The sequence below is a fragment of the Streptomyces sp. PA03-3a genome (assembly GCF_033792735.1).
Taxonomy (GTDB): Bacteria; Actinomycetota; Actinomycetes; order Streptomycetales; family Streptomycetaceae; genus Actinacidiphila.
Genome location: NZ_JARAVM010000030.1, coordinates 66,623 through 80,019, shown reverse-complemented (window position 1 = coordinate 80,019; position 13,397 = coordinate 66,623). Strand labels below are relative to the sequence as shown.

Sequence of the window (13,397 nt, the reverse complement as noted above, 5' to 3'; positions counted from 1 at the left end):
CGTCGGAGCGCATCGCGGTCAGCGTCAGCACCGATCCCGTGGCCCTGCGACGGCCCTCATCACGGCGTCGAGCGGGATCCGGCCGCCACCGCCGTCGCCGCCGTCGCCGGCGTGCTCCGCGGCCCGGCGCGACCACCGGGTGGTCAGCCGGCGAGCGCGGCGAGTTCCCGCCACTCGGCCAACGGAACGGCGGAGTCCGCACCCACGACGTGCAGGCAGACGTGGTCGGCTCCGGCCTGGTGGTGGGCGCGGACGCGGGCACCGATGGCCTCGGTGTCCCCCTAGGCCACGACGCCGTCGACGAGCCGGTCGCTGCCGCCGTCGGCCAGGTCCTCCTCGGTGAAGCCCTGGCGGAGCAGGCTGCGGGCGTAGTGGTCCATGGCCAGGAACGTCCCGAGGAAGCCGCGGGCGGCGGCACGGGCCCTGGCGGGGTCCCGCTCCGGCACGACGGCCTGGTAGGGCGCCAGAAGGGGGCCGGGACCGAGCAGTTCCCTGGTCGCGGCCGAGTGCTCGGGGGTGACCATGAACGGGTGCACCCCCGCTGTGCGCCGTCCCGCGAGCCGGACCATCTTCGGCCCCAGCGCCGCCATGACGCGCTCTCCGGCCGGTACGGGGGCCGGGGCCCGGTCGAGCTCGTCCAGGTAGGCGTCCATGTCCGACAGCGGACGGTAGGCCCGCCCCGCGCCGTGCGCGGCGGCCGCGTCGCTGACCCCGAGGCCGAGCAGGAGGCGGTGGCCGTAGCGCTGCTGCAGACGCGCGTGTCCCGCCGCCATCTCCGCGGCCCGGTGGCGCCAGATGCTGAGCACGCCGACCGCGATGCGCACGGTGCGGGTGGCCCCGAGCAGCCGTTCGGAGTCGCCGAGGATGTCGCCGCCGCCGAGCCCCGGGATCCACAGGGCACCCCAGCCCATCGCGTCGAGCTCGGCCGCGGCGTCCTCGATCGCTCCGGGATCGGCGGTGCGCAGCTCGATGCTCCAGATCCCTGTCCGTCCGATGTCCATCGTGTGTGTCCTGTCTGTGCTGGTGGTGCCGGTGCGTACGGCTGTGGCGACGGGCGCGGCGGGCGGCGGGGGCGGCGGACGCGGCGGCGTCCGCCGCCCCCGCACTTCCCGTCCGCGGCGGGGAGGTCCGCGGTGGCGGTCAGACCTGGTTGACCCCGCCGTCGACGAAGAGTTCGATGCCGGTGATGAAGCTGCTCTCGTCCGAGGCGAGGAAGACGGCCGCCGCCGCGACCTCCTCGGGCCGGCCCATCCGGCCGAGCGGCACCTGGCCCGCGAGGAAGCCCTTGAGCTGCGCCCTCTGCTCGGGGTCCGCCGCGAGGCCGTCGATACCGGGCGTGTCGATCGGTCCCGGGCTGATGGAGTTGACCCGGATCGAGCGGCCCCTGAGCTCGTTGGCCCAGGTGCGGGCGAAGGAGCGCACCGCCGCCTTGGACGCCCCGTAGACGCCGAAGGCCTCGCTGCCGACGGAGCCCGCGGTGGAGCCGGTGAGGATCACCGAGGCACCGTCGTTGAGCAGCGGCAGCGCCTTCTGGACGGTGAAGAGCAGGCCCTTGACGTTGTTCGCGAAGATCTCGTCGAAGTGCTCCTCGGTGACCTGGTCCAGGGTGGAGAAGCCGCCGCCGCCCGCGTTGGCGACGAGGACGTCGACGCGCCGTCCCTGCCGCGCGACGGCGTCGTAGAGCCGGTCGAGGCCGGCCGGGTCGGACACGTCGCCGTGGACGCCGGTGGCGTCGGGGCCGATCTCCGCCACGGCGGCGTCGAGCGCGTCCTTGCGGCGGCCGGTGAGGAACACGTGCGCGCCCTCGGCGGCGAATCGCCGCGCGGTGGCGAGGCCGATGCCGCTGGTGCCGCCGGTGACGATGGCGGTCCTGCCGTCAAGCTGTCCCATGAGGTTGCTCCTGATCGTGATGGGGGATTGCCGTGCCTTGATGTAACAGAAGCTGTTACGTAAAGTCGCGGGGGTCGCCCCGGTGCCCCCGTGCGCCGCGTTCCAGGGCGGCGCGAGGTGGGGTGGCGAGTTATGTAGTGGTCACTAAGAAATTAGATCGGCCTGCGTGGCGTGTCAAGCGCCCTCTTCCGGCGACGTGGACCGTTCGGCCCGGGAAGGGGCAGAGCGCACGCCGCGGGAGGCCGGGAGAACGTCGTGCCCGGCGGCGGAAGGGCAGCCCCCGGACCGGGCGCCCGGCCGGACGGGTCTCCGCGGCCCGGGACGCGCGCTCGCCCGCGGCGGCGGGGGAGGGGGCGGGGTTACACCTGCTGCTGGCCGCCGTCGACGAAGAGCTCCACACCGGTGACGAAGGTGCTCTCGTCGGACGCGAGGAAGGCGACCACGCCGGCGACCTCCTCGGGCCGGCCCAGCCGTCCGAGCGGCACCGCGGCGACCAGGGATTCCATCAGGCGGCCGTCCTCGTCGGGACCGGGCGCCAGGGTGTGGATCCCCGGGGTCTCGACCGGTCCCGGGCTCAGCGTGTTCACCCGGATGGCGCGCCCCTTGAGCTCGTTGGCCCAGGTCCGGGCGAACGAGCGCACAGCGGCCTTGGAGGCGCTGTAGACGGTGAACGCCTCGGCCCCGCCGCTGCCCGCCGTCGAGCCGGTGAGGATGACCGAGGCGCCGTCGTTGAGGAGCGGCAGTGCCTTCTGGACGGTGAAGAGCACACCCTTCACGTTCGCCCCGAAGATGTCGTCGAAGTCCTGCTCCGTCACCTCCTCCAGGCGGGCCATCCTGCCCCCGCCCGCGTTGGCGAAGAGGACGTCGATCCGCCGCCCCGCGGCCTCGACCTGCGCGTACAGCCGGTCCAGGTCGGCGGGGACGGCGACGTCACCCTGTACTCCGGTGGCCCTGTCCCGGCCGATCGCCGAGACCGCCGCGCGCACTTCCGGCTCGCGGCGGCCGGTGAGGAACACGTGGGCTCCCTCCGCGGCGAGGCGCTCGGCGGCGGCCAGCCCGATGCCGGTGGTCCCACCGGTGACCACCGCGGTCTTCCCGTCGAAACGGCCCATCACCGACCTCCAGCGTCGCTCGTGAGCAGTATCGGGCGGCCCGGCCGCCGCCGCACGGCGGGCGGGGCGACCGGGTGCCGGCACCCGGGGGAGTCGCGGGGGCGTACGCGACGAGGGTGTCAGGGCCGTACGAAGCGGCCCTTCCTCCGGAACCGGGACCACATCGGGCACTTCGGTGCCCTCCGCACGCGCTTCGGCTTCGCATCTGTGCAACTGCGCGTACTCCCCCCGGATTTCGTCTTGTCACCCGGGTGTGATCGCCAGCAGGGTGCAGGGCGAGCCGCGGGCGCGATGGTGCGCCGAGCATCCGATGTCCCACTACCGAGCCCGGGGTCGCTCCGGGCTTCCGGAGGCATTCGTCCATGTCAACACGCATACGGCCCAGACCGGTTCACCGCACCGGCCGCACCGGCCTGTCCCTCCTGCTGGCCGCCGCCGTCGCCCTGGGGGTCACCGGCCTGACCGCCCCCGCCCACGCCGCCGACCCCACCCCCGGCACCGGGACGGCACCCACGCCGCAGCCCTCCACCGACACCCCCGCCCTCGTCGACGGCCTCGCCGAGCCCGCCGACGCCTCCCTGCCCGCCGCGACCGCCGCCCGCGCCCACCTGGCCGGCCACCAGGACCGCTACCGCATCCCGGCCCCCGACCGCGACCTGGCCACCGACGCCGTCACCACCGACGCCGACGGCACCGAGACCGTCCGCCTCGGCCAGAAGTACCGCGGCATCCCCGTCCTGGGCGCCCAGTACGTCGTCCGCATGACCCACAAGGACGGCGAACGCACCGTCACCGGCACCTCCGGCAGCTACTTCACCGCCCTCGACCTCGACACCACCCGCCCCACCCTCCCCGCCCCCGCCGCGGTGCAGAACGCGGTGCGGCAGGTGCGGGAGGAGCTGGCGAAGGGCGGTTACCGCCCGTCGCACGCCAAGAGTGCCAAGGACGGCCTGACCGGCACCGACCGCGGGCTGACCGTGCTGCCCACCGGCAAGGGCGTGCTCGCCCGTCACGTCACCGTGCGCGGCACCGACCCGGCCACCGGCTCGCCCGTGGTGCAGGAGGTCTTCGTCGACGCCGCCACCGGCATCGCGGTCTTCGAGTACGGAGGTCTGCCCACCTTCTCCCCGACGGCCTCCGCCGGCGTCGCCGCGCAGCGCAGCGGCACCTCGATGCGGGACGGCGCGCCCGCCGCTCCGGCGAGCGGATCGACGGGCGTCACCGGCAGTGGTGTCCTCCTCCACGGTGCTACCGTCCCGCTGAACCTCACCAAGGACGCCGCCACCGGTCAGTACCTGCTGCGCGACTCGGCGCACATGGCGGACAGCAAGAGCCACAACGTCATCCAGACCTGGGACGCCTCCAGCGTCTGGTACCAGGACGTGTCGGGTCAGTGGCCCGAGAGCGTCGTGCCGTTCGCGATGCCGACCACGAAGGCACCGCAGGAGATGACCGACAGCGGGGCCGTGGACGCCCACTGGGCGGCCGGGAAGGTCTACGAGTTCTACCGAGGCACCTTCAAGCGGGACAGCCTCGACGGCAAGGGCATGGCCATCAACTCCCTCGTCGGCGTCACGGACTTCGGTTCGCCGTTCGTCAACGCCTTCTGGGACCACACCAAGATGGTCTACGGCACCGGTGACGACGAGTACCGCTCCCTCGCCTCCGACCTGGACGTCGTCGGCCACGAGATGACCCACGGCGTCGTCGAGCACACCGCCGACCTCGTCTACGCCGGCCAGTCCGGCGCCATGAACGAGGCCATCGCCGACTACTTCGGCAACGCCATCGACATCACCGTCAACCGCACCTCCATGACGGACCCCGAGGGGAGCCTGATCGGCGGCGACCTCTGCCGGACCAGGGCGCCGAAGGACTGCGCCTTCCGCGACCTCAACGACGGCGCCACCACGAAGGGCTTCCTCGGGCTGCCCCTCGGCTCCTCGTACGACAACGGCGGCGTGCACGTCAACTCCACGATCTTCAGCGGCGCGCTGTGGGACATCCGTGAGAGCCTGGGTGGCGAACTCGCCGACCAGATCGTGTACAAGGCGCTCACCTCCTACATCACCCCCCTCGACGGCTTCGACGAGGGCCGTGACGCGGTCGTCGCCGCCGCCAAGGCGCTGCACGTCAAGGGCGACCGCATGGCGAAGGTGAAGCAGGCCTTCGACGCCCACGGCATCGTCCCCGGCTGGGAGAAGAGCCTCGGCCTGGACAGCGACGTCCTCCTCGGCCGGCTCGGCACCCTGATGGCCTTCGTCGGCACCGGCAACGCCCCCAGCGCGGGCGGCGACTGGTGGGCCGCCCCCAAGTCGGCCGACGCCGACGGCACCGAGCCGTACGCCGTGTGGACGGGCCGCACCGACGGCAAGGGCAAGCCCCGCCGGATCTCCCCGGTCGACGGGCGCTCGCACCTCAGCCCTGTCACCGACGGCAAGCGCGTGGTGTGGGTGGCGGTCGGCGACGCCCCCGGCGACGACCCCTGGGCCCGCACCTACGACATCCTGTCCGCCCCCGTCGGCGGCGGCCGCGTCACCACCCTGTACAGCACCGGCTCGGAGATCAGCGGCCTGAGCGTGGACGGGGACACGGTCGCCTGGTCCCGCCGCGACGAGGCGACCTCGCTCCAGCGGGTGCTGTACCTGAAGGGCGGGGACACCACGCCGCGCGAGGTGCCGGTCGGCCGGGACTACAACCAGACGGCCGAGCCCGCCGTCAAGGACGGGCGCATCGCGTACATCCACGACGGCATGTTCGACGGCACCTACGGGATCGTCGTGGAGGTCTTCGACACCAGGACCGGCAGGACCACGGCCCTGGGCACGCCGTCGCAGCCGGAGTGGATCAGCACCCCGGTGATCACCGCGGCCGGTGTGTACTGGCTCATCGACACCGACTACACCGACGACGCCTTCACCACCCTGCGCCGGGCGTCCCTCGACGGCTCGGCCGTCACCGACGTCATCACGGAGAACGGCCCGCACCCCGTCCGGGCGTACGGCCTCACGGCGTCGGACACCGCGGTCACGCTGACCCTGTACTCCTCGTTCTCGCAGGTCTTCGACGACTACAACGACTCGCTGGCCAAGCTCTGGCAGTTCACCCCGCAGGGCGCCCCGCTGGGCCGGGTCTCCTGCAGCAAGGGCCAGCAGTCCAACGCCGCCGCGGGCACCGGGAGCCGGGTCCTGTGGATGGACACCACCACCACGGACACCGACCTGGTGACCCGGGCCCGCCCCGCGGGCACCTGCCGCTGAGCGGCCGCGACACCGCACCGCCCCGACGGGGGCCCGGACCGGCGCACGCCGGACCGGGCCCCCGTCGGCCGTTCGGCGAGGCGTACGATCATGAGCCGGTGCGCGGACGTACAGGGGTGGCAGGCGGCATGGATGTCTCGTCGGGAGGTCCTTGGGCGGGTACGGGGCTGGACCCTCTGGGCGCGCGGGTCCTGGAGTTCCTGGTGGGCCACCCCTCGGCGGACGCCGCCGCGGTGGCCGAGGCGGTCGGCACGTCCGCGGGCGGGGCCGAACGCGCCCTGCGGGCGCTGGAGGACGAACTCCTGGTCATCCGCATCCCCGGCGGGTCCCCGCGCTGGAAGGCCGGCCCACCCCGCTCGTCACTGGGTTCGCTGCTCGCCCGACGGCGGAGCGAACTGGCCCGCACGGAGCTGTTCATGGAGCAGCTCGACGAGCTCTACCGCTCCGCCGCGCACCCCGGCGCACCCGACCTGGTGGAGGTGCTGGAGCACGCCGACGAGGTGGCCGCCCGCTACGCGCACCTGCTGAAGGGCAGCCGGAGCGAGGTGCTGCACCTGGCGAAACCACCGTATGTGACGGAGACCGCGGACGACTCGGGGCACCGGGACCCGGACCGCACCGCCGTCACCCCCGGCGTGCGGCTGCGGTCGGTGTACGAGGCCGACGGCTTCACGGACGAGGTGTCCCTGCAGACCGCGATCCGCGGCACCGCGGTGGGCGGTGAATTCCGCCTCGGCACGCGGCTCCCCGTGAAGCTGGCCCTCTTCGACCGGACCGCCGCCCTTCTCCCGCTCCACGGCGACCGCCCCTCGGCGGGCTCGCTGGTGGTGTACTCCCCGGCCCTGATCGAGGTGTGCGTGGCGCTCTTCGAGGGCATCTGGGAACGCGCGACGCCGGTCTCGCTGGAGAGCCGCCAGGACTGGCCCGCCCCGCGCCGCGAGCGTGAGGCGGTGGAGACCGACGAACGGACCCGGGAGATCCTCCATTTGATGGCGACGGGGATGAAGGACGACGCCATCGCCCGGGTGCTCGGCGTGAGCCGCCGGACGGTGCAGAAACACGTCAGTGAGGCGGGCACCGCGCTCGGCGCCCGGACGCGGTTCCAGATCGCGCTCCTCGCGCGTGAACGCGGCTGGCTGGACGGCTGAGTCGGCCCTGCACGGCCCTGCACGGCCCTGCACGGCCCTGCACGGCGCTGGACGGTTCCTTGGTCTGTGCTACACGCGCTGTTTGCCCGATAGAGAACATTCAATCACTGTAGGTGGCACATATTGGTGCGAACCTGGAGTGTATGCGTATTTCGGAGCTGTCGAATCCGTACGGCGCGACCGGCGCACGACCGACCGCGAGCGAGATCGTGGACCGCCCCTGGCGCATGCTGATCGGCGGCGCGGCGACCGAAGCGGCCTCGGGCGACACCATGGACGTCATCAACCCCGCGGACGAGACCGTGGTGACCCGGATACCTCTCGGCGGCGCCGCCGACGTCGACGCCGCGGTCGAGGCGGCCCTGACGGCCGCGCCCGCCTGGGCGGCCACCTCCGTCGCGGACCGGGCACGGGTGCTGGTCGCGCTCGCGGAGGCGATCGAGGCGCACGGCGAGGAACTGGCCTGGACCGACACCATCGACAACGGCAGCCCGATAGGGGTCATGCAGGGCGACTTCCGCGCGGCCGTCGCCCAGCTGCGCTACTTCGCCGGACTCGCCCTCCAACTGCGCGGCCAGACCATCCCCATGGCCGACCACGACGCCCTCGACTACACGCTGCGCGACCCCTTCGGCGTCGTCGGACGGATCGTCCCCTGGAACCACCCCCTGCTGTTCGCGGCCGCCCGCATCGCCGCGCCCCTCCTCGCCGGCAACACCGTCGTCCTGAAGCCCGCCGAGGCGACCTCGCTGTCCGCGCTGCGCCTGGGCGAACTCGCCGCCGGCCTCGTCCCGCCCGGCGTGCTGAACATCGTGCCGGGCATCGGCCGCGACGCGGGCGAACGGCTGGTGACCCACCCCGACGTCCCGCGCATCGCGTTCACCGGTTCGTCCACCACGGGACGCCGCGTCCAGGCCCGCGCGGCGAGCGCCGCGGTCAAGACCGTCACCCTCGAACTGGGCGGCAAGAACCCGCTGATCGTCTTCGCCGACGCCGACGTGCACGCGGCGGTCGACGGCGCGGTGGCGGGCATGAACTTCACCTGGCAGGGCCAGAGCTGCGGATCCACCTCGCGCCTGCTCGTCCACAGCTCGCTGTACGAGGACGTGGTGACCGAGGTGGGCAGGCGTATGGACGCCATGCGCCTCGGCGACCCGGCGGACCCCGCCACGGACGTCGGCCCCCTGGTCTCGGCGGAGCACTACCGCAAGGTGACCTCCTACATCCGGGCGGGGCTCTCCGACCCCGCCCTACGCCTCGTCGCGGGCGGCAGCGCCGTGCACCGCCCCGGCTACTACGTCCGGCCCACCCTCTTCTCCGCCCCCGCCGGCCCCACCGGGCCGCTGTTCCAGGAGGAGATCTTCGGCCCGGTGCTGGTGGCGGCGCCCTTCGACTCGTACGACCAGGCGATCACCGAGGCCATCGCGCTGTCGTACGGCCTGACCGCCGGCGTCTGGACCACCGGCCTGCACACCGCCATGGCCGCCGCCCGCGACCTGCGCGCCGGCTACGTGTGGGTCAACGCCAGCTCGGCGCACGTCCCCGGTGCCGCCTTCGGCGGGGTGAGGAACTCGGGCGTCGGCCGTGAGGAGGGCATGGAGGAGCTGGAGTCCTACACCCAGCCGAAGAACGTCTACGTGCGGTTCTGACCCCGCTCCCCACGCCACCGGGCGGGGTCCTTCCGCACCGCCGGGGCGAACCGCCCTCGGCGCCTTCCCGGAAGCCCTGCGCCGAGGTCCGTTCCCGTCGCCAGGGGACGCGGCCCCGCGCCGGTCGCGCGCCCGGTCCCTCGTTCGGCGGCCGACCGTACCGGCGCGCCCCCCATCACCCGTCATCCGTTCCCACGGGCACCGTCAAAGTGCCGTCAAGGCGCTCCGGGCCCGCGTCAGGAACCCGCTAACGAACCCCGTCGGGGGTACTCCGGGGCGCTTCGCTACGTACACCGGTTCTCCACCGGGGCCGCGGACCCGACCGGGTGCGCGGCATCGTCCCCACTCGACTACCGGGGTGTCTCCGCATGCCAGATGTGGCCTTCATCGTCCTCACCATCGCCGTCTTCGCCGTGCTCGGTCTCGTGGCCAAGGGGGCGGAGCGGCTGTGAGCGTCGAAAACGCCGTCGGACTCGTCGTCGCCGTGGCCCTGGTCGGTTACCTGGTGCTGGCGCTGATCTACCCGGAGAAGTTCTAGTGAACGACACCCTCGCGGGCTGGCTCCAGATCCTCGCGCTCGTCGGCGCGCTGGCCCTGAGCTACCGGCCCCTGGGCGACCACATCGCCCACACCCTCACCACCGCCAAGCACCTTCGCGTCGAGCGCCTCGCGTACCGGCTCGGCGGGGTCGACGGTGACGCGGACCAGAAGTGGTCCGTCTACCTGCGGAGCGTGCTGGCCTTCTCGGCCGTCTCCGTCCTCTTCCTCTACGCCTTCATGCGGCTGCAGAGCCACCTGCTGCTGTCCATAGGCATGCCCGCCGTGACGCCCGGCGTGTCCTTCAACACGGCCACATCCTTCGTCACCAACACCAACTGGCAGTCCTACTCCGGTGAGTCCACGATGGGCCACCTGGTGCAGATGGCCGGTCTCGCGGTGCAGAACTTCGTCTCGGCGGCCGTCGGCATCGCCGTCGTCGCCGCCCTCATCCGGGGCTTCACCCGCAGGAAGACCGACCGCGTCGGCAACTTCTGGGTGGACCTCACCCGGATCGTCGTGCGGGTCCTGCTCCCGCTGGCCTTCGTCTTCGCGATCGTGCTGGTCGCCGGCGGCGCCGTGCAGAACTTCCACGGCGTGGACTCCATCTCGACGCTCATCGGCGACCACCAGAGCCTGACCGGCGGTCCGGTCGCCTCGCAGGAGGTCATCAAGGAACTGGGCACCAACGGCGGCGGTTTCTACAACGCCAACTCCGCCCACCCCTTCGAGAACCCCAACGCCTTCACCAACTGGCTGGAGATCTACCTCCTGCTGGTGATCGCGACCTCCCTGCCGCGGACCTTCGGCCGCATGGTCGGCGACAACCGCCAGGGCTACGCGATCATCGCCGTGATGGGCGTCATTTGGGCCGCCTCGGTCGCCGTCGTCACCGTCAACGAGCTGCACAGCGTGAGCAGCCAGGCCGGTCACGTGGCGGGCGGCATGATGGAGGGCAAGGAGCAGCGCTTCGGGGTGTGGGGCTCGGCCCTGTTCGCCGTGTCGACCACCCTCACCTCCACCGGCGCGGTCAACTCCTTCCACGACTCGTACTCGCCGATCGGCGGCGGGATGACGATCTTCAACATGATGCTCGGCGAGATCGCCCCCGGTGGTACCGGCTCGGGCCTCTACGGCATCCTCATCCTGGCGATCATCGCGGTCTTCGTGGCCGGCCTGATGGTCGGCCGCACCCCGGAGTACCTGGGCAAGAAGCTCGGCGGCCGGGAGATGAAGTTCGCCTCCCTCTACATCCTCACCACCCCGGCGATCGTCCTGATCGGTGCCGGCCTCGCCATGGCGATGCCGGGTCAGCGCGCGGGCATGCTCAACTCCGGCGCGCACGGCTTCTCCGAGGTGCTCTACGCCTTCACCTCGGCCGCCAACAACAACGGTTCGGCGTTCGCGGGCCTCACCGTCAACACCGACTGGTACAACACCGCGCTCGGCCTGGCCATGCTCTTCGGCCGCTTCCTGCCGATCGTGTTCGTCCTGGCGCTGGCCGGCTCCCTGGCCCGCCAGCAGCCGGTGCCGGCCACGGCGGGCACGCTGCCCACCCACCGGCCGCAGTTCGTCGGCCTGCTGACGGCCGTGATCCTGATCGTCGTCGGCCTCACCTACTTCCCGGCCCTGGCGCTGGGTCCGCTCGCGGAAGGCCTGTCCTGATGTCCCTGACCACCCTCGAACCCCCCGCGTCGCCGGGGGGCGCCCCGACCGAGCCGCAGCAGCCGCACCGGGTCCCCGGCGGCATGCTGGACCCGAAGCAACTGGTCAGCTCGCTCCCGGAGGCGTTCAAGAAGCTCGACCCCCGGGTGATGGTCAAGAACCCGGTCATGTTCGTGGTCGAGGTCGGCGCCGTCCTGACCACCCTGTCGGCCGTCAAGGACCCGAGCATCTTCTCCTGGGTCATCACACTGTGGCTCTGGCTGACCGTCGTCTTCGCCAACCTCTCCGAGGCCGTGGCCGAGGGCCGCGGCAAGGCGCAGGCCGAGACCCTGCGCCGGACGAAGACAGACACCGTCGCCCGCCGGCTCACCGACTGGCGTCCCGGCGCGACCTCGTCGGGCGAGGAGGAGGTCCCCGCCTCCGGGCTGAGGCTGGGCGACCACGTCGTCGTCGAGGCCGGGCAGATCATCCCGGGTGACGGTGACGTCGTGGAGGGCGTCGCGTCGGTCGACGAGTCGGCGATCACGGGGGAGTCGGCTCCGGTCATCCGGGAGTCCGGTGGCGACCGTTCGGCGGTGACGGGCGGCACGAAGGTGCTGTCGGACCGGATCGTCGTGCGCATCACCTCCAAGCCCGGTGAGACGTTCATCGACCGCATGATCGCGCTGGTGGAGGGCGCGGCCCGGCAGAAGACGCCCAACGAGATCGCGCTGAACATCCTGCTGGCGTCGCTGACCATCGTCTTCCTGCTGGCGGTCGTCACCCTGCAGCCGTTCGCGATCTACGCGGGCGCAGAGCAGAGCATCGTGATCCTCGCCGCGCTCGTCGTCGCGCTCATCCCGACGACCATCGGCGGCCTGCTGTCGGCGATCGGCATCGCCGGCATGGACCGCCTGGTGCAGCGCAATGTGCTCGCCATGTCCGGCCGGGCCGTCGAGGCCGCCGGCGACGTCAACACCCTGCTGCTCGACAAGACCGGCACCATCACCTTCGGCAACCGCCAGGCGTCGGAGTTCCTGCCGGTCAAGGGAACGACCGCCGCCGAGCTGGCCAATGCCGCGCAGTTGTCGTCGCTTGCCGACGAGACGCCCGAGGGGCGTTCCGTGGTCGTCCTGGCGAAGGAGAGGTACGGGCTGCGCGAGCGGCACGAGGGCGAACTCGGCCACGCCGAGTTCGTGCCCTTCACCGCGCAGACCCGGATGTCCGGCGTCGACGTCGACGGCCGCCAGGTCCGCAAGGGCGCCGCGTCCGCGGTGACCGCGTGGGTCGCCGGCAACGGCGGCCGGGCCGACGAGGAGGTGCAGTCGCTGGTCGACCGCATCTCGCAGTCCGGCGGCACGCCGCTCGTCGTCGCCGCCAAGGAGAACGGCACCGCCCGGGTGCTGGGCGTGATCCACCTCAAGGACGTCGTCAAGCACGGCATGCGGGAGCGGTTCGACGAGCTGCGGCGGATGGGCATCCGCACGGTCATGATCACCGGTGACAACCCGCTGACGGCCAAGGCGATCGCCGACGAGGCGGGCGTGGACGACTTCCTCGCGGAGGCCACGCCCGAGGACAAGATGGCGCTGATCAAGCGCGAGCAGGCGGGCGGCAAGCTCGTCGCCATGACCGGCGACGGCACCAACGACGCCCCGGCGCTGGCCCAGGCCGACGTGGGCGTGGCCATGAACACCGGCACCTCGGCCGCCAAGGAGGCCGGGAACATGGTGGACCTGGACTCCGACCCCACCAAGCTCATCGAGATCGTCGAGATCGGCAAGCAGCTGCTCATCACCCGCGGCGCGCTGACCACCTTCTCCATCGCCAACGACGTCGCGAAGTACTTCGCGATCATCCCCGCGATGTTCGCGGTCGCCTACCCGGGCCTGGACAAGCTCAACATCATGCAGCTGCACAGCCCGGCGTCGGCGATCACCTCGGCGATCATCTTCAACGCCCTGATCATCATCGTGCTGATCCCGCTCGCCCTGCGCGGCGTGCGCTACCGGCCCTCGTCGGCCTCGGCACTGCTGAGCCGCAACATCTGGGTCTACGGCCTGGGCGGTCTCGTGCTGCCGTTCGCCGGCATCAAGGTGATCGACCTGATCATCCAGTTCATCCCCGGCCTCAGCTGACAGAAGAAGGCGATCCATC

General features: G+C 72.1%; 9 protein-coding genes and 1 pseudogene. 7 read left to right on the top strand and 3 right to left on the bottom strand.

Features of this window, described 5'->3' with window-relative positions; all coding sequences use genetic code 11:
* Positions 1–143: 143 nt before the first annotated feature.
* The 3 genes and pseudogenes from PV342_RS30575 to PV342_RS30565 form a co-directional block, all read right to left on the bottom strand.
* Positions 144–1,001 (bottom strand): annotated as a pseudogene (locus PV342_RS30575) (TIGR03620 family F420-dependent LLM class oxidoreductase).
* A gap of 139 nt (positions 1,002–1,140) precedes the next feature.
* Positions 1,141–1,890, bottom strand: a complete 750-nt coding sequence (locus tag PV342_RS30570) for an SDR family NAD(P)-dependent oxidoreductase (RefSeq protein WP_386995871.1) — start codon at positions 1,888–1,890, stop codon at positions 1,141–1,143.
* Between the two features lie 359 nt (positions 1,891–2,249).
* On the bottom strand, positions 2,250–3,002 hold the full coding sequence (locus PV342_RS30565) for an SDR family NAD(P)-dependent oxidoreductase (RefSeq protein ID WP_500319502.1): 753 nt from the start codon (positions 3,000–3,002) through the stop codon (positions 2,250–2,252).
* 362 nt (positions 3,003–3,364) lie between these two features.
* Between PV342_RS30565 and PV342_RS30560 the strand changes: the two genes are divergently transcribed.
* The 7 genes from PV342_RS30560 (at position 3,365) to kdpB (ending at position 13,378) form a co-directional block, all read left to right on the top strand.
* Positions 3,365–6,262, top strand: coding sequence for a M4 family metallopeptidase (locus PV342_RS30560; protein WP_400803694.1), 2,898 nt, complete (start codon positions 3,365–3,367; stop codon positions 6,260–6,262).
* Positions 6,263–6,390: 128 nt separating this feature from the next.
* Positions 6,391–7,410, top strand: a complete 1,020-nt coding sequence (locus PV342_RS30555) for a helix-turn-helix transcriptional regulator (protein WP_406261217.1) — start codon at positions 6,391–6,393, stop codon at positions 7,408–7,410.
* Between the two features lie 143 nt (positions 7,411–7,553).
* Positions 7,554–9,059 carry an aldehyde dehydrogenase family protein gene (locus PV342_RS30550; protein ID WP_500319499.1) on the top strand — a complete coding sequence of 502 codons (1,506 nt, stop codon included), beginning with the start codon at positions 7,554–7,556 and terminating at the stop codon, positions 9,057–9,059.
* 326 nt (positions 9,060–9,385) lie between these two features.
* Positions 9,386–9,511: a hypothetical protein gene (locus tag PV342_RS30545; protein WP_267881087.1), complete on the top strand. Its 126-nt coding sequence runs from the start codon at positions 9,386–9,388 to the stop codon at positions 9,509–9,511.
* On the top strand, positions 9,508–9,597 hold the full coding sequence (gene kdpF, locus PV342_RS30540) for a K(+)-transporting ATPase subunit F (protein WP_018559386.1): 90 nt from the start codon (positions 9,508–9,510) through the stop codon (positions 9,595–9,597). Before PV342_RS30545 ends, kdpF begins: the two co-directional genes overlap by 4 nt.
* Positions 9,597–11,261, top strand: a complete 1,665-nt coding sequence (gene kdpA, locus PV342_RS30535; RefSeq protein ID WP_386995884.1) for a potassium-transporting ATPase subunit KdpA — start codon at positions 9,597–9,599, stop codon at positions 11,259–11,261. Before kdpF ends, kdpA begins: the two co-directional genes overlap by 1 nt.
* The gene (kdpB, locus tag PV342_RS30530; RefSeq protein ID WP_386995886.1) at positions 11,261–13,378 is read left to right on the top strand and encodes a potassium-transporting ATPase subunit KdpB; all 2,118 of its coding nucleotides are present in this window, start codon (positions 11,261–11,263) and stop codon (positions 13,376–13,378) included. Before kdpA ends, kdpB begins: the two co-directional genes overlap by 1 nt.
* Positions 13,379–13,397: the final 19 nt, after the last annotated feature.

Coding starts and splice junctions, on each gene's coding strand:
- PV342_RS30555 (WP_406261217.1), top strand. CDS start 6,391: ATGGATGTCTCGTCGGGAGGTCCTTGGGCGGGTACGGGGCTGGACCCT.
- PV342_RS30565 (WP_500319502.1), bottom strand. CDS start 3,002: ATGGGCCGTTTCGACGGGAAGACCGCGGTGGTCACCGGTGGGACCACC.
- kdpB (WP_386995886.1), top strand. CDS start 11,261: ATGTCCCTGACCACCCTCGAACCCCCCGCGTCGCCGGGGGGCGCCCCG.
- PV342_RS30560 (WP_400803694.1), top strand. CDS start 3,365: ATGTCAACACGCATACGGCCCAGACCGGTTCACCGCACCGGCCGCACC.
- PV342_RS30550 (WP_500319499.1), top strand. CDS start 7,554: ATGCGTATTTCGGAGCTGTCGAATCCGTACGGCGCGACCGGCGCACGA.
- PV342_RS30570 (WP_386995871.1), bottom strand. CDS start 1,890: ATGGGACAGCTTGACGGCAGGACCGCCATCGTCACCGGCGGCACCAGC.